The 24,309-nt window shown below is 69.6% G+C and carries 25 protein-coding genes and 1 pseudogene; 6 read left to right on the top strand and 20 right to left on the bottom strand.

The features are described from left to right. The first annotated feature begins 5 nt into the window (after positions 1–5). Positions 6–1,385, top strand: coding sequence for a putative glycoside hydrolase family 15 protein (locus C8D87_RS27145; protein ID WP_233442307.1), 1,380 nt, complete (start codon positions 6–8; stop codon positions 1,383–1,385). On the opposite strand, the gene C8D87_RS27140 is transcribed toward C8D87_RS27145, so the two are convergent. From C8D87_RS27140 to pqqA, 14 genes are all read right to left on the bottom strand, one after another. Beyond that, entirely contained in the window at positions 1,378–2,442 is a 1,065-nt protein-coding gene (locus C8D87_RS27140; RefSeq protein ID WP_109632185.1) for a glycosyltransferase family 4 protein, read from the bottom strand. The genes C8D87_RS27145 and C8D87_RS27140 overlap by 8 nt on opposite strands. Continuing rightward, positions 2,439–3,494, bottom strand: coding sequence for a glycosyltransferase family 4 protein (locus C8D87_RS27135; protein WP_233442306.1), 1,056 nt, complete (start codon positions 3,492–3,494; stop codon positions 2,439–2,441). Before C8D87_RS27135 ends, C8D87_RS27140 begins: the two co-directional genes overlap by 4 nt. Before the next feature lie 11 nt (positions 3,495–3,505). Next, positions 3,506–4,918 (bottom strand): oligosaccharide flippase family protein, encoded by a 1,413-nt coding sequence (locus C8D87_RS27130; RefSeq protein ID WP_233442305.1) that lies wholly within the window; start codon positions 4,916–4,918, stop codon positions 3,506–3,508. Continuing rightward, positions 4,915–6,153 carry a glycosyltransferase family 87 protein gene (locus C8D87_RS27125; protein WP_215732503.1) on the bottom strand — a complete coding sequence of 413 codons (1,239 nt, stop codon included), beginning with the start codon at positions 6,151–6,153 and terminating at the stop codon, positions 4,915–4,917. The genes C8D87_RS27130 and C8D87_RS27125 overlap by 4 nt, the downstream gene beginning before the upstream one ends. Next, complete coding sequence (locus tag C8D87_RS27120) at positions 6,150–7,019, bottom strand: hypothetical protein (protein WP_112228853.1); 870 nt, start codon at positions 7,017–7,019, stop codon at positions 6,150–6,152. The genes C8D87_RS27125 and C8D87_RS27120 overlap by 4 nt, the downstream gene beginning before the upstream one ends. Further along, positions 7,016–8,077 (bottom strand): glycosyltransferase, encoded by a 1,062-nt coding sequence (locus tag C8D87_RS27115; protein WP_112229052.1) that lies wholly within the window; start codon positions 8,075–8,077, stop codon positions 7,016–7,018. The genes C8D87_RS27120 and C8D87_RS27115 overlap by 4 nt, the downstream gene beginning before the upstream one ends. Next, a complete protein-coding gene (locus C8D87_RS27110) occupies positions 8,052–9,215 on the bottom strand; it encodes an O-antigen ligase family protein (protein ID WP_112228852.1) in 1,164 nt (387 codons plus the stop codon). The genes C8D87_RS27115 and C8D87_RS27110 overlap by 26 nt, the downstream gene beginning before the upstream one ends. After that, positions 9,212–10,153, bottom strand: coding sequence for a polysaccharide deacetylase family protein (locus C8D87_RS27105; RefSeq protein ID WP_112228851.1), 942 nt, complete (start codon positions 10,151–10,153; stop codon positions 9,212–9,214). Before C8D87_RS27105 ends, C8D87_RS27110 begins: the two co-directional genes overlap by 4 nt. After that, positions 10,150–10,974 carry a hypothetical protein gene (locus tag C8D87_RS27100; protein ID WP_112228850.1) on the bottom strand — a complete coding sequence of 275 codons (825 nt, stop codon included), beginning with the start codon at positions 10,972–10,974 and terminating at the stop codon, positions 10,150–10,152. Before C8D87_RS27100 ends, C8D87_RS27105 begins: the two co-directional genes overlap by 4 nt. A 143-nt stretch (positions 10,975–11,117) precedes the next feature. After that, complete coding sequence (gene pqqB, locus C8D87_RS27095; protein WP_112228849.1) at positions 11,118–11,999, bottom strand: pyrroloquinoline quinone biosynthesis protein PqqB; 882 nt, start codon at positions 11,997–11,999, stop codon at positions 11,118–11,120. Next, positions 11,996–13,075, bottom strand: coding sequence for a pyrroloquinoline quinone biosynthesis protein PqqE (pqqE, locus tag C8D87_RS27090; protein WP_112228848.1), 1,080 nt, complete (start codon positions 13,073–13,075; stop codon positions 11,996–11,998). The genes pqqB and pqqE overlap by 4 nt, the downstream gene beginning before the upstream one ends. Beyond that, positions 13,068–13,346 carry a pyrroloquinoline quinone biosynthesis peptide chaperone PqqD gene (pqqD, locus tag C8D87_RS27085; RefSeq protein WP_233439203.1) on the bottom strand — a complete coding sequence of 93 codons (279 nt, stop codon included), beginning with the start codon at positions 13,344–13,346 and terminating at the stop codon, positions 13,068–13,070. The genes pqqE and pqqD overlap by 8 nt, the downstream gene beginning before the upstream one ends. Then, positions 13,343–14,038, bottom strand: coding sequence for a pyrroloquinoline-quinone synthase PqqC (gene pqqC, locus C8D87_RS27080; RefSeq protein ID WP_112228847.1), 696 nt, complete (start codon positions 14,036–14,038; stop codon positions 13,343–13,345). The genes pqqD and pqqC overlap by 4 nt, the downstream gene beginning before the upstream one ends. A gap of 93 nt (positions 14,039–14,131) precedes the next feature. Next, positions 14,132–14,425, bottom strand: a complete 294-nt coding sequence (pqqA, locus tag C8D87_RS47980; protein WP_233442304.1) for a pyrroloquinoline quinone precursor peptide PqqA — start codon at positions 14,423–14,425, stop codon at positions 14,132–14,134. A 97-nt stretch (positions 14,426–14,522) separates the two neighbouring features. Here pqqA and C8D87_RS27070 point away from each other — a divergent pair, with 97 nt between their 5' ends. The 3 genes and pseudogenes from C8D87_RS27070 to C8D87_RS47970 all read left to right on the top strand — a co-directional run bounded on the left by C8D87_RS27070 (position 14,523) and on the right by C8D87_RS47970 (position 16,365). Then, positions 14,523–15,518, top strand: a complete 996-nt coding sequence (locus tag C8D87_RS27070; RefSeq protein ID WP_109632207.1) for a PQQ-dependent sugar dehydrogenase — start codon at positions 14,523–14,525, stop codon at positions 15,516–15,518. A gap of 460 nt (positions 15,519–15,978) precedes the next feature. Continuing rightward, positions 15,979–16,050 (top strand): annotated as a pseudogene (locus C8D87_RS47975) (hypothetical protein); the annotation flags it as partial. A gap of 108 nt (positions 16,051–16,158) precedes the next feature. Continuing rightward, positions 16,159–16,365 carry a hypothetical protein gene (locus tag C8D87_RS47970; protein ID WP_233442303.1) on the top strand — a complete coding sequence of 69 codons (207 nt, stop codon included), beginning with the start codon at positions 16,159–16,161 and terminating at the stop codon, positions 16,363–16,365. Between the two features lie 86 nt (positions 16,366–16,451). Here the strand turns inward: C8D87_RS47970 and C8D87_RS27060 are convergent, their stop codons facing one another. From C8D87_RS27060 to C8D87_RS27045, 3 genes are read right to left on the bottom strand one after another with little or no spacing between them, the layout of a single operon-like run. Then, entirely contained in the window at positions 16,452–17,600 is a 1,149-nt protein-coding gene (locus C8D87_RS27060; RefSeq protein ID WP_146771881.1) for a polysaccharide deacetylase family protein, read from the bottom strand. Positions 17,601–17,657: 57 nt separating this feature from the next. Then, entirely contained in the window at positions 17,658–18,362 is a 705-nt protein-coding gene (locus C8D87_RS27050) for a class F sortase (protein WP_215732502.1), read from the bottom strand. After that, entirely contained in the window at positions 18,347–19,735 is a 1,389-nt protein-coding gene (locus tag C8D87_RS27045) for an MSCRAMM family protein (RefSeq protein WP_112228844.1), read from the bottom strand. The genes C8D87_RS27050 and C8D87_RS27045 overlap by 16 nt, the downstream gene beginning before the upstream one ends. A 318-nt stretch (positions 19,736–20,053) precedes the next feature. Here C8D87_RS27045 and C8D87_RS27040 point away from each other — a divergent pair, with 318 nt between their 5' ends. Together C8D87_RS27040 and C8D87_RS47965 are read left to right on the top strand one after the other, a co-directional pair. Then, complete coding sequence (locus C8D87_RS27040) at positions 20,054–20,854, top strand: Bax inhibitor-1/YccA family protein (RefSeq protein WP_109632215.1); 801 nt, start codon at positions 20,054–20,056, stop codon at positions 20,852–20,854. Positions 20,855–20,919: 65 nt separating this feature from the next. Then, the gene (locus tag C8D87_RS47965) at positions 20,920–21,669 is read left to right on the top strand and encodes a GNAT family N-acetyltransferase (protein WP_233442302.1); all 750 of its coding nucleotides are present in this window, start codon (positions 20,920–20,922) and stop codon (positions 21,667–21,669) included. Here the strand turns inward: C8D87_RS47965 and C8D87_RS27025 are convergent. The 3 genes from C8D87_RS27025 to C8D87_RS27015 form a co-directional block, all read right to left on the bottom strand. Continuing rightward, entirely contained in the window at positions 21,666–21,875 is a 210-nt protein-coding gene (locus C8D87_RS27025) for a hypothetical protein (protein ID WP_109632219.1), read from the bottom strand. The genes C8D87_RS47965 and C8D87_RS27025 overlap by 4 nt on opposite strands. Before the next feature lie 161 nt (positions 21,876–22,036). After that, entirely contained in the window at positions 22,037–23,257 is a 1,221-nt protein-coding gene (locus C8D87_RS27020; RefSeq protein ID WP_112228843.1) for an acetyl-CoA C-acetyltransferase, read from the bottom strand. Positions 23,258–23,348: 91 nt separating this feature from the next. Next, positions 23,349–24,221 carry an SGNH/GDSL hydrolase family protein gene (locus C8D87_RS27015; RefSeq protein ID WP_112228842.1) on the bottom strand — a complete coding sequence of 291 codons (873 nt, stop codon included), beginning with the start codon at positions 24,219–24,221 and terminating at the stop codon, positions 23,349–23,351. Between the last annotated feature and the right edge of the window lie 88 nt (positions 24,222–24,309).

The raw sequence follows: 24,309 nt of genomic DNA, 5'->3' as shown, positions 1-24,309 counted from the left end.
GTCGCGTGCTCGCGCGGTCTCTGGTGGCGCTGCTGGTGTTCACCACGACCGCGTGCACGTTCCTCCCGGTCGAGGAGCGGGCGGCGCAGGAGAGCCTCGCCCCGCCGGAACCGTCGCTCGTCAGCGGTCCCGCGCCGAAACCGCTCGCGCCGTGCGCGTGGTGGTACGGCATCGGTGCGAAGCCGACGTCTTTGCAGCTCAAGTTCGCCGCGCACCACTACAGCCTCGTGGTGCTCAACGCGTGGGAGACGGCGGCGCTCAAGCGGCTGCGCCAGCTGAACCCCAAGCTGAAGATCTTGATGTACAAGGACTTCTCCAGCACCCGCAACTATCCGGGCACCGTCGACAACGGCGTCGACGCGAAGCACCTGCCGACCGGGCTCGGGTACGCCGCCACGGAGAAGGCCAACCCGGAGTGGTTCGCCGTCGACACCGCGGGCCAGCGGATCGAGTGGAGGGGCTACGAGAAGCACTGGCAGATGACCGTTTGGACCGAGGCCTACCAACGCGCGTGGACGACCGCGGTCGTCGAGGAGGTCGTTCGCGAGGGCTGGGACGGAGTGCTGGCGGACAACGACTTCAGCTCGCTGAGGCACTACTCGCCGGCCGTGCTCAAGGGCACCGCGGACGTCGAGGCCACCGACCGGCTGCTGCGCGACGGCTTCGACTCGTTCCTCGGCATCGCGGGCGACGAACTGCACAAGGCGGGGAAGATGCTGATCCCCAACGTGTCCGAGTCATACCTGCGGCCCGGCCGGTGGACCGCGCACTCCCGCTACGACGGGGCGATGGAGGAAAACTTCGGGCTGCGCGACGACGGCGCCACCGGCGAGCTGCTCACGTTCCGCGGCAACGAGTGGAAGGAGCTGCGCGCTCAGGCCGCACTCGGGGAGTCCTGGCTGTTGCTGGTCACCCACACCTCCAGCCCGCGCGAGGAACGCGTCGGGTACGCCACTGCGGCGCTGCTCGCCGGGCCGTACACCTGTTGGAACGGTGCGACTCCCGACTACAAGAACCCGGCGTGGTCGCAGTACCAGGAGGCAGGGCTCGGTGAGGCGGTCGAGACCGCGAGCCGGTTGCCCACCGGCTTGTGGACACGTCAGTTCAGCAACGGCTGGGTGGTGGTGAACCCGACCGCCAAGCCGGTCCAGGTGACCCCGCCGCCGGGTCTGGTCGACATCAACGGGACGCAGGTGGCCAGTCCGTTCGAGCTGCCGGGAGCGGACGCGAAGGTGCTCGTCAAGCCGAAGGTGCCTGATGTCACGACGACTCCGCCGGTCAAACCGCCGACGGTGCCGACGACCACGACGGTGCCGACGACCACGACGGTGCCTACGACCACGACGAAGCCGGCACCGAAACCGGCGGAGACGCCGGTCAGCTGAGCCCGCGGTACAGCTCCAGGTGCCGCCGGGCGCACACGTCGGGGCTGAAGCGTTCGTTGGCCCGCGCGGCCAGCAACCGGCCCGTGTGAGCGGGATCCGGGTCGGCGAAGAGCGCGCGCAGCTGCTTGGTCAGCGAGGTGACATCGCCCGGCCTGGCGAGGCGGAGGGCGGTGCCGGGCACGTCGAGCATGTCCGGCACGCCACCGGTGTCCGTTGCCACCACGGGCTTTCCGGCGGCCATCGCCTCGGCGACGACCAGCGGTTGCTGTTCCATCGTGGACGGCAGGACCAGCGCGTCGTGCTTGCGCAGCAGCTCCGGCACGTCCGCGCGGAAGCCGAGGAACTCGACGGGCAGTCCTTCCGCGAGCTGTTCACACCTGGCCCGCAGCGGGCCGTCGCCGGCGACCGTGAGCGTCGCGTCCGGAGGCAGTGCCCCTGGCAGTGCTTCCAGCAGTGTCGGCAAGCCCTTGCGTTCCACCAGAAGACCTGCGAACAGCAGGCGGCGCACCGGGGCGGTGGGCGGTTCGGCGGCGCCGATCGGGACACAGTTGTCGATGTGCGCGATGCGGTGAGCGGGCACGCGCAGGCGTTCGCGGAGGAACTTGCCCATCGCGGGTGCCGGCACCACCGTGCGGTCCACGCGGCGCGCGACAAGGGCGTCGGCGGCGAGCACGGCCATCGCGTACGTCGACGGCCTCGGTGCCCGTGCGGCACCGCGGAACCACGGCTCGCCCACGTCGTCCGGCACACCGTGGTAGGTGTGCACGACCGGGATGTCGCCGAGCCCGGCACACACGAGCCCGCTGCGGCGGTCCTGCGCGTGCACGACGTCCGGCCGCCACGCCCGCAGTGCCGCGCGTGCCTGACGGCTGGCGCGCAGATCTCCCTTGCTCGGCACCGAGATCTCCTCGTGCTCGACCAGGTGCGCGTCGCGCGCGGGAACCGGGCCGAAGACCTTGACCTCGGCCTCGCCGGACGCCTGCAGTGCGGCGGCGAGGCGGACGGTGACGTCGACCGGGCCACCCCGGTCCTGCGTCAGCAGGTACGCGACCCTCATCGGGCGTCTCCTTCGAGTTTTTCCACGAGCGTGATGATCTGGTCGGTCATCCGGGCGCGGTCGAACAACATCTCGGCGCGTCGTCGTCCGGCGTGGCCTTCCCGGTGTGCGAGTGACGGGTCAGCGAGCCGCGTGGCGAGCGCCTGCCCGAGTGCGGCGGTGTCTTCTCCTGGCACGACCGCCCCGGCCGATCCGAGGCTCTGCCGCACCCCGTCCACGTCGAACGCGACGACGGACCGCCCGCAGGCCATCGCTTCCAGCGGCACCAGCGCCATGCCCTCGGCGCGTGACGGCAGCACGACGACATCCGCAGCCGCGTAGAAGTCCTCGACGTTGTCGCTGTGACCCCACCACAGGACGGACTCCTGGCCGTTCTGCCAGGCAGTCCTCATCGGACCGTCGCCGACCAGCACGAGTTGGGCGTGCGGGACGTCGGCGAGCACGTCAGGCCAGGCGGCGAGCAGGAGGTCCTGGCCCTTCTGCGGCGCCAGCCGGCCGACGCACACCGCGGTCGGGCGCTCAGGCAACCCGAGCCGCCGTCGTGCCGCGCTCCGGTCTGCCGGCCGCAGCCGCGTGGTGTCGATGCCGTTGCACACGACCTCGGCCGGTGCCGTCACGCCGGCCGCGCGGCCGGTCGCGAGCTCATCGTCGCTCACGCACACCAGCTGGTGCGTCCACCGGGAAGCGAACGCCTCCCAGCGCACGCACATCCTCCGCAGCAGTCCGCCCGCGAGCCGGAACGACCACAGGTGCGGCTGGAAGATCGTCGTGGTCCGGCCGCGCACCGCCAGGCGCCCGGTCAGCCCCGCCTTCGAGCTGTGCAGGTGGATCACGTCAGGACGCAGGTCGCGGAGCACTTTGCGCAGCCGCAGCGTTTCGAGCAGTGAGGCCGGTCCTGGGGAGCGGGTCGCGTGCCACGGATGCGTGGGGATCCGGGTGGGGAGCCAGCCGTGCGGAGGGCACACCACGTGCACGTCCCAGCCTGCCGCCCGTTGCGCCTCCGCGAGATCGAGCACGACCTTCGCGACGCCCGCTTCGACCGGTTGCGTCACGTGCACGACCTTCACAGGGTTCCTCGCAGTTCGCGGACGGCTTCACGGTTGAGCGGCAACGAGATCGCCGCGTAGACGCCGAACAGCACCAGTCCGGCGAGCAGCGCGCCGGCGATCCCGTTCGTGTCCGGCAGCAGCCGGGCGACGAGCGCGCAGCTCGCGCAGGCCGTGAGCAGCCCGGCGACGGTGCGGCCCAGTGCGGCCGCCGGGAACGCGAGGCCGTGCCGCACCAGCACCCACCAGGTGAGGGGCACGAGCAGCCAAACGATGACGGCCTGGGCGATCGCCACGGCCAGCACGCCGTGCCGTGTGGTGACCGCCAAGGCACTCAGCAGGGCCACCAGATGCGTCACTTCGAGCGCGAGGTACCACCGCGCGTGTCCCGCTGCCCGGATCACCTGGTACCAGGTGTGCAGCAGGCCGAGGCCGAGTCCGTAGGCGCACAACGCGACCAGCACCGGTGCCGCGGGAGCCCAGCGTTCACCGAACAGCACGACCTGGTCGGCGAGCAGAGCGATGACCACGAAGAAGCCGCCGGTGATCATCAGTGTGGCCTTGGTGAACCGCAGCACGGCGCCGGGCACGTCGCCGGTCCGTCCACTTCGGACCAGCTCGGCGCACACCGGGAACATCACGCCGCCCAGCACGACGGCCACGAGGATGTACGGCATCCAGGCGATCCGGAAGGCGAGCGAGTACACGCCGACGGCCGACGGCCCGAGCACGTGCCCGATCGTCAGGTAGTCCACGTTGATCAGCAACGTGGCGACGACGGCGCCAGGGCCGACGACAGCCGTCCAGCGCAACGCTTCCCCGGCGGCGGCACGGTCCCAGCGCGGACGCACCCGAGCTCCCGCGACCACCGCCAGCACGGGCTGGGCAACTGCCGTGCACAGCAGTCCGACGGCCATCGCGAGCGGTCCGAAGCCGAGTGCTGCCAGCACGATCGTGACCGCGGCACCCAGCACCATCCCACCCGCGTCCGGCAGCATCCGGCGCCGGAAGTCCAGATCGCGGTGCATCAGCGCCATCTGCACGCCACCGATCGCCGTGAACGGCAGGCTGAGCGCGGCGATCCGGATGAGCGTGGCGGGTGCCCCGAGCGCGGCGGCGAGTGGTTCCGCCGCGAGGAGCAGCACAACGGTGAGCACCAGGCCACCGCTCGCGCTCAGCGTCAGCACGGTGCCCGCGAGTCGTCCCGGATCCAGGTTCGTCCGGCTGATCACGTCGTAGACGCCCGCGGACTGCACGACCTGGCCGATGTTGACCAGCGACACCACGAGCGACACCGCACCCAGACCGTCCTCGGTGAGCAGGGCCGCGAGCACCAGCGTGACCGCGACCTGACAGCCCTTGCTGACCACGTTGACCGCGAAGAGCCACAGCGATCCCCGTACCGCCCGCTCACCGACCCGGTTCGTCACGCGCGTTTCCTGGCCGCGACGACGACCAGCAGCACCCAGGCCACGACGATCGCCACGCCGTCCACCGTCACATCCACCCGGCGGCCGAACAGCCCGATGATCGCGCTGTTCACGAAGTACAGGTGTGCGAACGGAACCAGCAGCGCCACCACCGCGAAGCCGGTGATCCGCCAGTCCCGTTCCTTCCTGCGCCGCCAGCACACCACCGCGACGGCGGCCATGGCGGGCACCGCGATCAACACGTCACCCGGCTGGTGCACCACCGCCACGACCGCGCCGACAGCGGTGATCAGGTCCGCGACCGACCGGCTGTCGGAGTCGCCGCGGTCGAGCTTCCGCGCGAGGTACGCGGTCGCCGCCAGCACACCGACCAGTGCGGTGAGCTCAGCCGCCGGCGGCAGCCAGTCCGTCACCCGGAAGAACACCGCCGGAAGATCCACCCGCTGCGCCGTCACGGAATCCACCGCGCCATAGCTGGTACCGCTGGCGTGCGCGAGATTCACCGAGATCACGTCGAGGAACGGCCCGACGCCTCCGCCCCGGTACACCAGCAGCCCCACCACGGGCAGGCTCGCGAGCGCCGCGATGACCGTGCCGCCGAGCGCGACCCGCCGCGATCCGCGTGCGAACAGCAGAATCGCCAGCGGCAAGCCGAACTGCGGCTTCAGCCACGCCACCGCCAGCCCGAGCGCCGCCACCCGCGGATGACTGGACCTGGCCAGCAACGCCGCCGCCGCACCCACCGCGATCAACGGGTTGACCTGCCCCACGTACAGCTGCGCCTTGCCCACCTGGCTCGTCACCAGCAGCGCCCCGATCACGACGGTGCCCAGCACGAGCGGGAGCTTGGCCTGCCGCGCGGCCAGCAGCCCGAGAACTCCCAGGAGCACCAGAGACGCCAGGGTGAACGCGATCGCGCCGATCCGGTACTCGGGCAACGCGAACGGCAGGTGCAGCACCAGGTGGTACGGCTGGTAGAGGTTGAAGTTCTGCCGCACCGGCCAGTGCTCGAACATCGCCGCCGGGTCGTACGGGTTGCCGCCCGCCAGGAACTCCCGGATCGGGAAGTACAGCGCGTCGCGGAAGTCCTGCAGCCGTTCCTCGGCCAGGTTCTCCCCGGTCGGTGCCGGGACCTCCCACGACGGACGCAGGGCTCGTGCCGCGCTGAGTGCGCCGATGACGGCGACCGCGATGGTGATGAGCGTGCGGGTGTCGGGCTTGGTCGTGGTGATCACGTCAGCACCACCGCCACCAGGACCGCGGACGCCGGCAGCACCGCGAGAGCCGCGGCCAGGTCACCCGGTTCGCCCTCGCCGTCCGCGACCGCGATCACCGCCGTGCCCTCACCGGGCTCGGCCGCCTTGTCCGGCAACGACTCCGCCAGCGACTCGGCCTGCGCGGTCAGTCCGTGATCCGCGGGAATCACCCGCACCGGCCGGGCCGCCGCGACGCACAACGCCGTCAGCCGGTCGAGCATCTCGGGGTCGTCCTCGCGGACCAGCGCCACGGGATGCCGCACCCCGGCCGTGGCAACGGCGGCCCGCACCGCGGCCTCCCCGGTGCGGGGCCTGCGCAACGCTCGCAGGGCGGCCGTCGCGATGCCCGCAGCCAGCGCCGCGGCCAGGGCGAGCCCTGCCGCGAGCTTCCAGTCCGGCGCCACCCGCGTGGTTTCCGGGCGTTCGTCGAGCAGGCGCAACCGACCGGCCGGAGCGAGCAGGTTCGCGTCCGCCACGGCCTTCGCCACCGCGGTCACGGCGGCACCGGCCTGCTCGTCCGATCCCGCCCGCACCGACAGGCGGGCGAGTCCGGACGCCGGAACCAGCTCCACACCGACGCCGTCGGCGATCTCGCGCGGCGTGGTGGACGCTGCCCGCGCGGCGGCCTCCAGCACGGTCGGGCTGTGCACCATCTGGACGATCGCGGGCATCGCGAGCGAGGCCACCTCGCCGTACTGGGCAGCGGAGTCGGTCTGCGTGACCGGCACGGCGAGCACGGAGATCCGGCTCTCGTACTGCTCGCCCCGCAGAGACGTCACCGCCAGCACGAGCACCGCGACGACCAGCGCCACCGCGGTCGCCTCCAGCAGCGTGCGCTTGTTCACCGTCGTTCTCCCCCAATCGTTCGGAGCATTTCGTCGTAGGACTTCATGAAGGTGTGCGGGTCGTGGTCGCGCTCGACGGCGGCCCGGCCCGCGGCGCCGGCCGCGGCGCACTCCCGTGCGTCGAACAGGAACGAGGCCAGCGCGGTCGCGGTCGCCGAGGGGGAGCGGCGGGGCACCAGCACGCCGCCACCACCGGACAACGCCTCGCGCACACCGTCCACATCGGACGCCACCACCGGGCGGCCTGCGGCCAGCGACTCCAGCACCGCGATCGGCATGCCCTCCCAGTCGCTGGTGAGCACCACGACGTCCGTGGCCTCCAGCAGATCCGGGACGTCACAACGGGTGCCGAGGAACCGCACGCGGTCGCCCACACCGAGCTCCTCGGCGCGCCGCTCCAGGTCCGCGCGCAGGCTGCCGTCGCCCGCCAGCAGCAGGATCGCGCCCGCGACCATCGCCCACGCCTCCAGCAGCACGTCGTGCCGCTTCTGGGGTTCGAGGCGCGCCGGGCACAACGCCACCGGCACGTCGGGACCGATGCCGAGCACCCCGCGGATCGAGGCCCGGTCGACTCGGGGCGGCTCGGCGAACACCGCGTTCGGGATCACCTCGACGTCCACACCCAGCGCACGCAACCGGTCAGCGCTCGCCTCGGCAACGGCGACCACCGCACGTGAGGTACGCCGGAGAATCCGTGCCGCACCACCGAGATCCGACTCGGAGACACCGTGGAACACGGTCGCCACCGGCCGGCCACCCGCCGCCATCCGCGCCACGAGGCTCGCGGACACGTTGTGCGCCAGCACCACATCAGGACCGAAGGATCGCACCGCCGAACGCACAGCGGAAACAGCGCGCAGCACTCCGGAGACCCTGCGCCGCGGCACCGGCACGTCGAACGTCGAGAAACCCTGCGCCCGCAAGGCCTCGGCACGATGCCCGCCGCCGCTCGCGACACCCGACTCCCAGCCGAAGTCGCCGCCGGCCCGCACCATGCCCGCGACGACGGCCTCGGCTCCTCCGGCGCCCATCTCACTGATGACGTGCAGCACACGCATCGCGCTCACTCTCCTCACGGCGCAGGTCGGCCGCGATCGCCACCGCGACCAGCGACCAGATCGGCAGGTAGTACTGCTCGGACAGAAAGGTCGCCGCGACCAGCGCGGCGATCAGCGACGCCTGGACCGCGAGCATCGACCGGTCGGCACGTGCACGCAGGACGCGTTCCGTCGCCACGAACGCCAGCGCGACCGCGCCGAGGAAGCAGGCGAGACCGGGCAGGCCGAGTTCCGCGCCGATCTCCAGGTAGATGTTGTGCGCCACCGGTGACTGCTCGTCGATCTCGGCGTTGCGCGAGGCCGCCGGGTACTCGCTGCGGAACCCGCCCGGCCCGACGCCGAGCACCGGGTTGTCCGCGAGCATGCGGGCGGCGGCCTGCCAGCGCAGCTCACGAGTGTCCACATTGGTCGCTGCGATGTACGTCTTCTCGGCGAGCGCCCGCTCCAGCACCGGTCCCGCGAACACCACGGCGCCGAGCCCGATGACCGCGAGCCCGCCCACCGTCGCCGTGACCGCGCGCATCGACACGCCGCGCCGCGCCACGAGCCACACGGCGGCGAACGCCAGTGCGAGGCCACCACCGCGGGAGAACGTCGCCGCCGCGCCCGCCGCGAGGATCGCGCCTACCGGCAGCAGGAACCTCCTGGCGGGCAGGGCGATCAGCAGCGGAAGTGCCACCACCAGGTAGTAGGCGAGGTCGTTGGGGTCCTCCAGCGGGCCGGTCGCCCGTGCCTCACCGTCGACGACCAGGCTGTACAGCGCGCCGACCGCCGCGCTCACGGCACCGCCCACCGCCGCCAAGAGCACCGCCCGCACCGGCACTTCGCGTGCCACGACGTCGGCCAGCACCGCGGTGATCACCAGGAACGGCAGGAAGCGCTGGGTGTAGTCCGCCGTGAACGGATCAGCGGCGTGCACGGCCGACGAGGCCAGCAACACCACGGCGAACAGCGCCAGCAACGCATGCAGCGGATGCGGCGCGGGCAGACGCCGCTCCCGCACCCGTTGCGCGACCCAGGACATGATCAGCAGCGCCGGCACCACCTTCGCGAGGTGCGGGTGCACCTCCTGCAGGTAGCCCTCCAGCGGGGCCAGCAGGACCGTCGCGCACGCGAGCACGCGCAGCAGCCACGTCATCCGCACAGCTCCGTCCGGCGCTCCCGGAGCAGCTCCGACAGCCGGTCGACGTGCGCTCCGGCGCCGGCGACGTCGAAGTTCTCGCGCAGCGACGAAAGCACCCAGCCGAGCAGCGCGGCCTTCTCGGCACCCGGCACCGCCATGCCGGGGAAGAACTCCATCCCGGGCGCCTCGGCGCCGCTCAGCACGTCGGTCGGGTGCAGCAGCAACGACGGCGCTGTGCCGGTCAGCAGGCACAACCGCAGTGCGGCGCGGAAGTACCCGCGTGCCAGCCGTGGCGAGATCTGGTGCAGCTGCAACAGGTACGCGCCGTGGATGGGCACGCGCAGCAACGGCATGGTGGTCACCGGCAGCTCGACCAGACCGGTGCCGTGCCAGCGGAACGGGGTGTTCGGTGCCAGCACCTTGCCGAAGCCGCCGAAGAGATCGCTGGCACCTTCCGCCCGGTCGCGGGCGGTGCGGTTGTGGTACGCCCTGGCCAGCGGGCCGATCCACGTCGGCAGGGTGCTCGCGTCGTAGCGGTAGCCGCGCGCGGCCAGGATCTCCAGCAGTGCCGGGGTGACGCTGTAGCCGGGACCGCGGAACCCGACCGGCCGGGGAGCGCCTGCGGCCGTGATCGCGTCCTCCGCCCTGACGAGCTCCGCCTCCAGCTCGGGCCGCGAGTACCGGTGCAGCCAGGGTTCGTGGCCCCACGAGTGGTTGGCCACCTCGTGCCCCGCCGCCACGATGTCGCGGACGGCCTGCGCCCCGTCGTCGCGTTCGGCGTCCGCCCCGACCACGAAAACCGTGGTGGTGAGCCGGTGTTCACCGAAGACGTCCAGCAGCCGGGGCACGGCTGTGGCGAGGAAGCTCGGCCTGCTCTCCCAGTCCGGGTTCCCGTGGGTCTTGAGGTAGGCCCACAGGTTGTCCAGGTCCAGCGAGACGCTCGCGGGCCTCACCCGGCCACCTCGGCGGTGGTGCGGTTCGGGGAGCCCAGCACCAGCACGCCGGCCACGACGAGCGTCATGCCGAACCCGACGGCCCACTCCCAGCCCGGCGTGATCCGGTCGCCCAGCATGCCGAGGCCGATGACCGAGGTGAGCACCACGGTCGTCGCGTCCGTCGCCGCCACCGACGACGTGGCCGTGCCGCGTTGCAACGCGACCGCGAGGCAGGACTGGCCCACCAGCGCCGCCACGATCATCAACCAGGTCAGCGGGTTCAGCAGCATGTCGGCCGGCGACTCGTCCGCGACCGACCGGCCGATGATCGCCACGACCGCGAAGGCGGTGCCGGCGAGCACCGAGACGATGACGGAGTTCGAACCCTGTGCGGCTCGTGAGCAGAACACGATCACGAGCAACGGCAGCCCGAGCAGAACCAGTCCCGGCACCGTGGGGATGTCCTTCGCCACCGACGATTCCGACGCCGTGACCAGCAGGACGAGCCCGATCGCCATCATGACCAGCACCGCGATCTCCAGCGGCCGCACGCGCCACTTCAGCACCAGCAGGCCGAACGCGGTCGCGAGCCCGACGGCGCACGAAGATCCCGCCTGCACCAGGTACAGCGGCAGCTCGGCGCGGGCGAGGAACGCGAACCCGAAACCGCCCACCTGGCCCGCGAAACCGAACAGGTAGAGACGGTCCTTGGCCAGCCGGGCGAGGAGTCCCAGCCCGGTGCCCGGCCTGACGTCCGCCCGTTGCGCGGCAACGGTCTGGGCCACGATGCCCAAGCCGTACAGCGCGGTGGAGAAAACGAGCTCAAGGTATCCGGACATGCAGGACCTCCCTCGTCAAGGCTCCGAAGAATACGGAGCCGCGAGGGCGTTCCCCACTAGAGGGATATGCCACAACTCATTGCGAGAATTGGCAGACGATAATCGCTCGAAAGTGGAAGATATTTGCTCGAAAGGGTGACGAATCAGAGTTCGATGACGGTGCCGTCCAGTGGCACCTCGACGCCAGCCTCACGCAGCTTCGCGGCCTCGGGAGACTCCGGGTCGAGCACCGGGTTCGTGTTGTTGAGGTGGGTGTAGATGCGCCGGACGGCGGGGAATCGTCGCAGTTCAGGAAGGCTGTGTGTGATGGGCAGATGGCCCATGGCGGCCTGACCGGACGAGCTGCCGGTGGCCGAGCCCATCTCGGACGCCGCGTAGAAGGTGCCGTCGAGCAGCAGGCAGTCGGCCTCGGCCACGACGTCGTCGAAACCGGCGGGCCACGACGCCAGGCAAGGCGCGTAAACCAGCACGCCACCCGAAATCGGATCCTCGAAGCGGTATGCGACCACCCAATGCCCGTCCACGGTGGAGGAACGGGCGTATTTGGGACGCTTGCCGCTGATCGGAATCGCCGAGACCAGCAGCCCACCGAGGTCGAGCGGCTGGTCCGCCTCGACCTGCCGCCACGCCACCGGCGCGTAGCCGTCGATCACCGTGCGCAGGTCGAACTGGTCCCGCAGCGCGTGCAGGACCGGTCCTGGTGCCCACACCGTCAGGCCGGCCCCGCCGCGCAACGTCAGCAGTCCCAGCGTGTGGTCCAGCTCGGCGTCGGTGAACAGGGCACCGCGGATCGGGGTGTCACGCGGGCCGGGGCCGGGGTTCAGCGGCGAACAGGCCGCGATCTGCGTGCGGATGTCCGGAGAAGCGTTGACCAGCCACCAGTTGGTGCCGTCGCCGCTGATCACCAGGCAGTCCTGCGAACGCGACGGCAACTCACCGGAACGAGCGCGCACGCACAGAGCGCACGCGCAGTTCCATTGCGGGAAGCCGCCACCGGCCGTGGTACCGAGCAGAACCGCTTTCAAGACATCTTCCTCATCGCCATGGCCGGAACCTCGGAAGGCGCCATCTCCTTCGCCAGGATCAGGTCCACAGTGGACCGATCGGGGGACAGCGAGCACACCGGGTCGGTGTTGGCGGCATCACCGGTCAACTGGAACGCCTGGCACCGGCACCCGCCGAAGTCGATCTCCTTGCGCGGGCACGAGCGGCACGGGTCCTTCATCCACTCGTAGCCGCGGAAAGCGTTGAAGGACGGGGAGTTGTGCCAGATGTCGTGCAACGACGAGTCCCGCACGTTCTCGATCTGCAACGACGAGATCACCGTGGCGGCGGGACAGGGGAGCACGTCGCCGTCCGGTGCCACCGTCAGCTGCCGCGCGCCCCACCCGTACATGCAGGGCTTCGGATGAGCCTCGTGGTAGTCGGCGATGACGTAGACGATCTCCATCCGCCCGCGCAGACGTTCCTGCGCCGCGGCGACGATCGGATCGGCCACCGCGAGCTGTTCGCGGGTGGGCAGCAGAACCGCCCGGTTGCGCAGAGCCCAGCCGTAGTACTGCGTGTTGGCGAGCTCGAGGCGTTCGGCGCCCATTTCCTCGGCCATCGCGATGATTCCGGCGATGTTGTCGAGGTTCTGCCGGTGCAGCACCGTGTTGACGGTGAGTGGCAGGCCTTCCTCACGGATGTACGCCGCCGCCTCCACCTTCCGGTCGAACGCCTTGATGCCCGCGATCCGGTCGTTGCCGGCCTTCGTCGCGTCCTGCAGGGAGAGCTGCACGTGATCGACACCGCGAGAAGCCAGCTCCCGCAACCGTTCCCGGGACAGGCCGACTCCGGACGTGACCAGGTTGACGTAGCAGCCGAGGCTGTTCGCGTGCGCCACCAGCTCCGGCAGGTCCGGCCGGAGCAACGGCTCGCCGCCGGACAGGTGGACCTGCAGTGCTCCCAAGGACCGCGCCTGGTCGAAGACCCGGCGCCACGACTCGGTGTCGAGCTCGGCGTTGCGGCGGACCAGTTCGACGGGGTTCGAGCAGTAGCCGCACTGCAACGGGCATCGGTGCGTCAGCTCGGCCAGCAGGCCGAAAGGTGCCTCAGCCATCGACGTCCACCACCCTCCGTTCCACCAGCCTGGCCACGAGCTCGGCGATGTCCTCGGGCTGCACGCCCGCGTACACGTCCCCTAGCGCCAGCGCGATGTCGCCGACCGACCGGACCCCGTCGCACAACGACACGACGGAGGCGGCGGTCTCGTTCAGCACCAGCACACCTTCGGGGAACAGGACGACGTGCGCTTCCCGGATCTGGTCGTAGGTGCACTTCACCCCACGCCGGATGCGCGGCACGGCGTCCAGGGCGACGACGGACGTCACGGCTTGCCCTTGCCCGAGTAGTAGTCGACGGTGTCCAGCACGGCACGCAGCACGTCGCACTTGAACGACAACGCGGCGATGGCCGCTTCCTGCTGGGCACGAGTACAGGAGTGCTCGACCACGATGTCCAAAGTGGCCTGTCCCTCACCGGCGACCGCCTGGATGCGGTTGGTGAAGTAGGCGAAGCCCTCCTCGGCGATCCACGGGTACTGCTCCCGCAATGCCGCCAAACGCTTGCGCATCAAGGCACCCGAGAACATCTCCGTGAGGCCGGAGGCGATGGCCTCGACCCACGGCTTGGTGCGCGCGAAGTTCACGTAGGCGTCGACGGCGAACCTGGTACCGGGCAGCACGTGCCGTTCGTCGAGCACCTCTTCCCGCGTCAGCCCGACGGCTTCCGCGAGGCGGATCCAGTTCTCGGCGCCGCCCTCGCCCGGCTGCGTGCCGTCGTGCCAGATGATCCGTTCACGCCACTGACGTCGGATGTCTGGTATCGGGCAGTTGGAAAGGATCGCGGCGTCCTTCTGCGCGATGCAGCGCTGGTAGTACCAGCGGTTCGCGGCCCACGCCTGCAGCTCGTGCTTGCTCAGCTGACCCGCGTGCATGCGCAGGTGGAACGGGTGGCTGTCCCAGTACCGGGGCGCGAGGGCGCGGAGCTCGGCGACGAACTCCTCGGGAGGTACAGCGGTCATGGGCGGATACTCCTCGGCTGGGGGACGCGCGGCGAGGCGTGGGGCCGGGGTTCCTGCCCGCGAAACGGCAGGAACCCCGGCAGAAGCCCAACGTCAGCTGCGGGCTGCGTAGGCGGTGACCTCCATCGGCGTCTCGAAGTCGCGGAAGTCGGGCTTGACCCACTCGCGCTTGACCTCGGGAAGCTTCTGCTCGGCAGTGTTGACGACAACGTTCATGGCGCAACTCCTCGGGTCTCCGGCCGGCGTGCCCGATTGCTGGGCGCGCGGCACTTCCGTGGGGCGCGGCGGCGAACCACACGTTATGTCGTCCCGGCGGTCGAGGTCCAGACCGTACATAAAGTTACCTAAAGTCATCGGATGGGTGACCCGATTGGTGGATGCGCTCATGACTACACACCGTGGTTGTATCGGGAGGCCCCCAGCCCGCACCTTCCGACGCGGGCTCGCCGTCGCCGCACGACGCGAAAGTTGAGGGGTCAGCACAATGGGTGCTCGTCGAAGTGCGTACGCCGGCGTCCTCGCACTTGCGGTCGGACTGTCCAGCAGCCCGCTGGCGTCCGCGGCAGAGAGCGGCGAAGTCGGCACGATGGCCGTCAAAACGATCGCCACCGGCCTCAAGCAGGCCTGGAGCATCGACTTCCTGCCGGACGGCACCGGCATCTTCACGCAGAAGGACGCCAAGACCGTCTCCACCATCACCAAGGACGGCAAAGTCACGAAAGTCGGTGACATCCCCGGTGTCTCGGTGACGAAGGAAGCGGGCCTGCTGGGCATCGCGGTGTCGCCGACGTACGCCGCGGACAAGACGCTCTTCCTCTACTACACCACCGGAAGCGACAACCGGATCGCCACGTGGAAGATCGGTGACACGGCCACGAAGCCCATCGTCACCGGCATTCCGCGCGGCTCGCAGTTCCACCACGGCGGCCGCATCAAGTTCGGTCCCGACGGCTTCCTCTACGCCGGTACCGGTGACGGCCAGAACGGGAGCAACGCGCAGAACAAGAACTCCTTGGGCGGCAAGGTCCTGCGCATGACCAAGGACGGCAAGCCCGCGCCGGGCAACCCGTTCAACTCGCTCGTCTACTCCTACGGCCACCGCAACGTGCAGGGCCTGACCTGGCTGGGCAGCCAGCTCTACGTCTCCGACATCGGCGCCAGCAAGGTCGACGAGCTCAACAAGATCGACGCCGGCAAGAACTACGGCTGGCCGACCTGCGAGGGTTCGTGCGGCACCGCCGGGATGACCAACCCGGTGAAGCAGTGGCCGACCTCGCAGGCGACGCCGTCCGGCCTCACCACCTACAAGGGCCACTTCTACATGGCCTCCCTCAAGGGCGGCACGTTCAAGCTCACGCCGAACGGTGCCGGCGGCAAGATCTACACCAACCTCGGGCGCACGCGGGACGAGGTCGCGGGTCCCGACGGCTCGCTCTGGGTGATCACCCCTGGCGGGATCCACATCGCCGACGGCAACTGACCACACCGGACTCGACTACCCGAGGTAGTTGAGAACGTCCCTCGCCTCACCCGCTCGGAGGCGAGGGACGTCCCACACATCCGATGACCGTTGTGGGTTTATCCGGCTTGTGATTGGGCAACTACGCCCTGCAACGCCGCCGCCGCAGACAAACACGAGCGGACATGAAGGAGAGCACCTGCGTGCTCGTCGTATCGCGGTGGCGGCAACCTGCACTGCCGTGGCGCATCCCTCTGCGTCATCCCGGCCTCCGCGCAGGACGGCCCGTCGGTTCTCGCCGAACGGACAATCACCACGAAGCTGGACATCCCGTGGGACATCGAGTTCTTGCCGGACGGCAGCGGCATCATCTGCTACTCCACGGCAAGCGACAACCGCGTCACGAAGCTGCGGCTCGGCGGTACACCGCACGTGATCGTGAGCGGCATCCCCAAGATGCCGCTACCACAACGGCGGCGGCCTGGAGTTCGGCCCGGACGGCTTCCTGTGGGCGACCACGGGTGACGGCCAGCACACCAGCACGGCGCAGAACTGGAACTCGTCGGGCGGCAAGGTTCTCCGCTTCGACTCCGCGGGCAGGCCCGCGGCTGGCAAGAACTACCGCTGGCCGACCTGTGAGGGCAACTGCAACACCGCGGGGATGACCAACCCGGTGAAGACGTGGCCCACCAGCCAGGCCGGTCCGGCCGGCATCGGCTACTGCAAGAACGCGTTGTACGTCGGTCCGGTCACCGACAGGCGCGTGTGGAAGATCCCGGTGAACGGCACCACGCTCGGCACCCCGCAGGCGGTGTTCACGAGCTACGGCCGCGTACGGGCGGTGGCTCCGGCGCCGGACGGCACGTAGTGGCTGGGAACGTCCAACCAGGACAACAACGGCCAGCCGGGTGCGAACGACGACCGGATCGTCTTGACGGACGGCTGAGCGAGGGTCTAGTTGCGAGCCGCGGGCATCCGGCGGAGCTGGTCCAGCACCGCCGGTTCCTGCAGCTGCATCCACTGGATCACCTCGGTGTAGGTGGCGCACACCGTTTCCGGCTTGTCGCACACGTACGCGAGGAACTGCTCCATCGCGTTCGAGAACGCCGAACCGTTCCACTCGTTGAAGTGGTTGCCGATCACGAGCGGCGCGCGGTTGCCGTTCAACGCGGCCTGGTGCACCGACTTGTACGTGTCGAAGACGATCTGGGCGAACTCGGTCGCGCGGTGGGGTTCGTCCCTGGCGGCGTTGAGCGCGTACCAGAGGTTGAAGTCCATCATGACGACCTGCCTGCCCAGCGCGGGAACCCTCACCTCGGGCATCGGGAACTCGTACAGTCCGTTTTGGACGGACGGCCACTGCACGCCCAGCGCGACCTTGCTGGTGTCGTAGACCAGGCCGTTGGCCGCCATCGCGGGGAAAGCTTGGTCCCAGTTGCCTTCCAGGCACGGCGTCCGTCCACCCCGGACAGCGCCGTCGGCGAGCTTGAAGCCGGCGGCACGTGCCCTGTCCACGATCTGCTTGAACTGGGCGAGCTCCTCGTTCCACGCCTTGCTGTCCCACTTGTCGACCGACGGCTGGGTGCCGCCGGAGCAGAAGTGGCCGTTGTAGTGCGTGCCGATCTCGTGGCCCTCGTCGATCACCTGGTTGAGGTAGCCGATGCGGGCGGCGATGTCCTGTTTGCTGCCACCGAAGGAGATGTCGGAGACGCCGCGCTTGAGTCCCGCGGGCGGCTGGTACTGCATCTTGTCCTGGTCGGCCAGCATGTACACGCCGGACAGCAGACCGGTGACGTGCGCCTTCTTCTCCCTGGCGATCGGCAGGACCTTGTCCCAGTGCTGCTTGGAGACCGCCCCGTCGAAGGAGAACAGCACGAACTGCGGTGGCTTCTCACCGGGTGCGAGCTTGTGCATCCACGGCTGCTGCTGCAGTTGTTCGGGGCTCGGCGCGGGAACTGTCGGCGTGGGGCCGGCGTCCTTGGGGGCGGGCAGCCGAGGTGCCATCGGCAGGGGACCGGCGTCCGCCTGGCTCTGCTGGTCCTTGGTCGGGCCGAGAGTCATCACCAGCACGAGGGCCAGCGCAAGCGCCAGGCCCGTGGTCAACCATCCCCACCGTTTCACACTTATGGAGACGACTGGTCACCCGAAGGGGTTGCTTCATTACGCAACGGGTTCGGCGATCACCACGCGGTTGGCTTCGTAACCCTGCTGGCCGCCGATCCACGTGCCGCCGCAGGTGACCAGCACCAACCGGTGCGGCCCGCGCGGGCCGAAGAACTCGACGGCGCGGGCAGGCAGTTCTTCCTTGCGCACCGTCTCGATCTGGTTGATGCGGAACTTGAACTCCTTGCCGGCACTGTCGGCGATCACGACCTCACGGCCGTTCTGGGCCTGCCACAGCTCGGCGAAGGGACCTCTGGCGCCCTTCCAGTCGACGTGCCCGGCGAGGACCGTCGCGCCTTCCTGCGCCGCGAGCTCGGCACCCCACCAGGTGGCCTCGCCGATGCCGTCGGGAACGGGCAGCACGCCGTCCTTCACCTCGCGGCGGACCAGCGTGGCCGTGCCTCCCGAAGGCAGCCGGACCGAGCCGGGACCGGCCTTGGGCGGCGCGGGTTGTGGTTGCGTGGGCTCCGCGGGCTTGGCGTTGGCCGTGTTCGCGCCACCGACCAGCCCGGTGAGGTCGGCCCCGCGGCCGGTGCTGAGGCTGTCAGCGACCGGCCCCGGCCCGACCACGGGGATCTCGTCCGCGACCGCGTGCCCCTTGAGCACCTCGGTCCCGGACGCGGTGACCAGCACGCTGGTGGCGGCAACACCCGCCACCAGCGCGCCGGTCAGAAACGCCTTGGGACTCACTGCCTGCGCCACACCAGGAAGCCTGCCAGCGCCGCACCGAGCAGCACGAGGCCACCCACCGCGAGCATCACACCCGGACGCAGCTGCGTTTCGAACGACGCGGTCGCGACGGGCGTCTTGCCGTCCTGACCGGCCGGGATCGTGCTGGGCACGACGGGCTTGTTGGGCTTGTTCACCAGTTCGAGCGCGAGCGTCTGTCCTGCCGCGAGCGTGCCGCACGAGGCCGGTGGTGCCTTCGGGTCGAAGAACTCCTCGTACCCCTTCGGCGCCGCCACCTCGACGAGGCAGATCTCCTGCGGGGTGCGCAGGTCCGGGACCTCGACCGTGCCGTCGGCGCCGGTCTGCAGCACCAGCGGCTTGCCGTCGGTGCCGACCAGCTCGGTGTCGTCCTGCTTGAGCGCGGGCTTCGTCTGGTCCTTGGACGTGACGCGCAGGGCGACGCCCGCGATGGCCTTCTTGGTCTCCGAGTCGATCTTCGTGATCTTCACCTTGCCGGGCGCGGTCTTGGCCTGTCCGGTGGCGTTCGCGCTCAGCTTCTTCTCGCCGCCTGTGGTGACCATGCGCTGCATGTTGTCCGTCGAGATCGGCTGGTGCACGACCGGCTTGTCGGCGGGGGAGTCCGCGTTGGCCGCGATCGAGGGCTTCGGGCCCGTGGGGAGGATCTTGATCGTGGCCGGGCTGCCGTCGGCGCCCGTGGTGGCCTTGCCGCCGACACTGCCGTCGACGAGCGTCGCGTCGGTCAGCGTGAAGTCGATCGGCGCGCTGGGCACGCCCTGGCCGTTCGCCTTGACCAGCGACACGGTCCAGCTCGACTCGGTGCCGATGATCAGCGGTTCCTTGGGGGCGGTGGCGCTGAGCGTCCACGGGCCGCGGTTGGCCTCGGCGTCGGCCTTGAGGCGCGCGACGGTGTCCATGACGGCGGGCGGCAGCTTCGAGGCGTAGAACGCGCTGTCGTAGGCGAGGTACTTGGGGTCGGTCGCGCCGAGGTTCACGTTGCCGTCGACAGGAGAGGTCCAGGTGTGGAGGAGGTGCGCGAGCGCGGCCGCCTCTTCCGCGGACTTCGTGGTGGAGTAGCGCAGCAGGAGGTAGGAGATGTTCGCCGCGACGTCGGACGGGAGCTTCTTGCCCGCCTTCGTCAGCAGCTCGTCACCTTCCTTGTAGCCGACGTTGCTGTCCGGCGCGGGCAGCGCGTACTGCACGCACCACACGTGCTTGTTCTGCCAGACGTAGGACCCGTGCCACTCGCTGCCCGGTGTGGCGTTGGGCTGGAGCCCTGACGCGTTGTGGCCGATGCCCTTGACGCCGACTGCTGTCGCCGTCGTGGGTGCGGTCAGGAGTGCGAGACCCGAGACCACCGCCACGGCGGCAAGACGTTTCCAGCCCATTTTGGATCTTGGTCCCCTCTGACCTGTGGTAATTCCGCGTGCGAGCCTGGCGGTACCCCACACCGGGTACAAGCCGCCACGAGGGGGAAGTGTGTCGTCACCGTCCGTGTGAATGTGATTGAAATGTGACGCGCCTTACTCGCTTCAGGAATGACACGCCGCGACACGCCGTAGTCTCACTACGCTCCGGAGTTAGCGCAGTATTTGCGCACGTGTGATCGTCGTCAGGGGTAAAGTCTCCTTTACCGACGGGGAACCTGGCACCCAGCGTGCTCGTTGTACCCGTGACGGCGTAAAGCAACGCCCCAGGAGGACCAGGTGCGCTCCAGCAGCAACCCGGCTTTCCGTAACCTGCCGACCGGCGGCGGGTACGGAGGCTATGCAGGCTTCGGCCAGCCAGAGGCCGGCTACCAGCAGGCTCCGCCGCCGCTGACCAGCGAGCGGCCCATGACGATCGACGACGTCGTCACGAAGACCGGCATCACGCTCGCCGTGGTGGCCGCGACCGCCGTCGTCACGTACGTGATGCAGTGGTGGAACCTTCTGTTCCCGGCCGCGATCATCGGCCTCGTGCTCGCGCTGATCATCATGTTCAAGCGCATGCCGAGCCCGCCGCTCGTCATCGCCTACGCGGCCGTCGAGGGCATCTTCCTCGGTGCCTTCAGCGGCATCATCGGCGCCATGATCGACCGCTGGACCGGTCCGGGTCAGGGTGTCGTCGTGATCGGCCAGGCGATCATCGGCACGATCGGCGTCTTCGCCGGCATGCTGATCGTCTACAAGACGGGTGCGATCCGAGTCACGCCGAAGTTCACCAAGTGGATCACCGGCGCGATCATCGGCGTCGCCGTCCTCATGCTCTTCAACCTGATCATGAGCTTCTTCACCGACGGCGGCCTCGGCCTCCGCAACGGCGGCGCGCTCGCGATCATCTTCAGCCTCGTCTGCATCGGTCTCGCGGCGTTCAGCTTCCTGATCGACTTCGACGCCGCCGACCAGGCGATCCGGGCCGGTGTGCCGGCCAAGTTCGCGTGGCAGATCGCGTTCGGTCTCACGGTCACCCTGGTGTGGCTGTACACCGAGATCCTGCGCCTGCTGTCGTACTTCAACTCGGACTGACGTCCGCGGGGGTTTCCGGAGGGCGCTTCGCTTCGGCGGGGCGCCCTCCGGCGTTCGGGGGTGGAATGAGCAAGAGGTTCGGAGAGGCGATGCGGCTGATGCGCCGCCGCAACGGCCAGGACTGCGAAACCGGCTTCGCCATGCTGAAGCCCCACGCGGCGGAGCACCTCGACGAGCTCATCGAGGAGTTCCACCGCGAGGAGGACGACCAGGGCCTGCGCGCCTGGTTGCTGGAGCTGATCGGCGAAGCCGGGGATCCCAGGGCGTTGCCGCTCTTCGTCGCTCACCTCGACGACGAGCGCTTCGGGGACTGGGCGATCTGGGGCCTCGAGAAGCTGGGCACCAAGGAAGCTCGGACGGCGCTCTACCGCCACCGGTCGAACAAGCACACCTGGGGGAGATCCGTGGATCACGCGTACCGGCTGGAGATGACACCGCCCGCGGTCGACGACTACCTGCGCCTGCGCAAGGAATCAGGCCTCAGCGCGCGCACCGTCGAAGAAGCCGAGAACGGCATCAACGGCGCCTGGGCCAGCGCACACGTCGTCCACGTGGAGTCAGGCGAGACCGTGGGCATGGGCCGCGTGCTCAGCGACGGCGGCTGGTACTTCCACATCATCGACATGGCGGTGTTGCCGCACCATCAGCGCAAGGGCATCGGCGACGCGATCATGACAGCGCTGCTGGACCGCATCGGCGAACACGCGCCGAACGCGTACGTCAACCTGCTCGCCGACCCGCCCGGCCGTCGTCTCTACGAACGGCACGGCTTCACCGAGAGCGCACCGGCGTCGGTCGGCATGAGACGGGTCTAGGCCCGCCAGCGGACATCGGGCAGTTGCGTGCCCACCTTGATCAGGCAGGTCGTGCAGAGGGCACCCGCCTGGGCACGCGACACCCGCTCATCGGGTACCGAGTGTTCGCAGACGGCCTCGTAAAAGCTGCGGGAACCGTTGGCTTGGTCGAGGGAGAAGGCATGGCATTGCAGGTCGTATTCGCTTTGCCACCACACGTACGGCATGTCCGACCCTCCTTGCTCATCGCGGTAGGGACGGACTCCCCCTCGCCTGATGACGCCGTTACGCGACGAATTACGTCATCGGCAGAAAGGTGGCAGGCAAGTAGCTCCGTTCGGGTGAAGCGGAGCTACTTGCAAGCGTCAATTTGCAGATCTTGGGGATCTCAGCTCAGGCGTTCGATGACCATCGCCATGCCCTGACCACCGCCGACGCACATGGTCTCGAGACCGAACTGCTTGTCGTGGAACTGCAGGGAATTGATCAGGGTCGTGGTGATGCGCGCACCGGTCATGCCGAACGGGTGACCGACGGCGATGGCGCCACCGTTCACGTTCAGCCGGTCCAAATCGATTCCGAGGTCCTGGTACGAAGGAATCACCTGGGCCGCGAACGCCTCGTTGATCTCCACGAGGTCGATGTCGGAGATCGACAATCCGGCCAGTGCCAGCGCGCGCTTCGAGGCCTCGACCGGGCCGAGACCCATGATCTCCGGCGACAGGCCGGAGACGCCCGTCGACACGATCCTGGCGAGCGGGGTGATGCCGAGCTCGCGCGCCTTCGTGTCGGACATGATCACGAGAGCCGCGGCGCCGTCGTTCAACGGGCAGCAGTTGCCGGCGTTGATCCGGCCGTCGGGGCGGAAGACCGGCTTCAGAGCAGAAACCGCCTCGTACGTCACGCCCGCGCGCGGGCCGTCGTCCGCGGAGACCACGGTGCCGTCGGGCAGCGTCACCGGAGTGATCTCGCGGGCCCAGAAGCCGTCCGCGATCGCCTTCTCGGCGAGGTTCTGCGAGCGGACGCCGAACTCGTCCATCTCCTGCCGCGAGACGCCCTTCAGCAGCGCCAGGTTCTCGGCGGTCTGGCCCATCGGGATGTAGATGTCCGGCACGACGCCCAGCGAACGCGGGTCCACCCACTCGTCCGCACCGGACTGGGCCACCGAAACGGTCCGGGCCTCGGCGTCGGCGAACAGCGGGTTGTGGGTGTCCGGCCACGAGTCGGAGCTGCCCTTCGCGAACCGCGACACCGTCTCGACGCCGGCCGAGATGAACACGTCGCCCTCGCCCGCCTTGATGGCGTGCAGGGCCATGCGCGTGGTCTGCAACGACGAGGCGCAGTACCGCGTGACGGTCGTGCCGGGCAGCGAGTCCTGCCCGAGCAGGACGGCCACCACGCGCGCCATGTTGAAGCCCTGCTCGCCGCCGGGCAGGCCGCAGCCGAGCATCAGGTCGTCGATCTGTGCGGGGTCGAGCTGCGGGACCTTGTCGAGCGCTGCTCGCACCATCTGCGCGGCCAGGTCGTCCGGCCGCACGTCCTTCAGCGAACCCTTGCCCGCGCGGCCGATGGGGGAGCGGGCGGCGGAGACGATCACGGCCTCAGGCATCACGAAACTCCTCGTTGAGAGTCAAGGTCGCGGTCGAGCGTAGTTAACGCCCGCTCACCCAGGCCAGCGCACGTGACGCGAATTTCGAAACTCAGGCGTGCCGCCTTTGCAGCCACCCAGGCACGCGGGACGGCCGCAGCGCGAGAGCCGCCGCAGACCGCCTCGGCAACGCGGGCGTGCGCCAACCCGGCCACAACCCCGCCACCTGGCACAACGGCGCCAGCAGCACGCCGGCCGCGGCCTCGTAGCCGACGGCGCTGGGGTGAAAGCGGTCGGAGCTGAACATGTCGACGTGGCGCGCCATGAACTCGGGCGCCAGCAGGTTCGCGAGCGACACCGGCACTCCACCCGCCCGCGACACCTCCGCGGTCTGCGCCTCCGCCAGCCGCAGGCTGTACCTGTGCCCGACGTAGCGCAACGGTTGCGGAATCGGCCGCACGATCCCGAGATCGGGGCAGGTGCCGACGACGACACCGCAGCCGGCGGCGCGCAGCTTGCGGACCTGCTCGCCCAGCAGCCGCGCCGACTCGCCGACGCCCAGCCGGGAGGTGACGTCGTTCGCACCGATGATGATCAGCGCGACCTGCGGTGCGTCCCGGACGGCCGCGTCGACCTGCGGCACCAGGTCCCGCGTCGTCGAGCCGCTGACGGCGCAGGTCGAGAGCCGCACCGGCCGTCCCGCCTCCTCGGCCAGCGCCTGGGCCAGCAGCACGCCCGGCATCTGCGAGGGATGCGTCACACCGACACCCACCGCCATCGAGTCGCCGAGCACGGCGAACCGCAGCGGGTCGCCGCCGTCGTCGGAGTAGACACCGTCCGGCGCGGGCCACAGGTGCTCCAGCACGCCGATGGCGATCCGGGCGCGTCTGCCCTGCTCGCTCAGCAACCCGACCAGCGCGCCGGAGAGCCCTCCGAGCGTCGCGGCGGTCATGGCCGCCGCTCGCAGCGTCCTCAGTCCGATCATCCGCAACACCCCTTTCCGGGGAAATCGTCGGCGCCGCCGTTCGAATCAACCTCCGCAGCCACTAGAGCTAGGCTTCGTTTTGCTATCT

The organism is Lentzea atacamensis (genome assembly GCF_003269295.1).
GTDB lineage: Bacteria > Actinomycetota > Actinomycetes > Mycobacteriales > Pseudonocardiaceae > Lentzea > Lentzea atacamensis.
This window is presented reverse-complemented; position numbering and strand designations above follow the sequence as displayed.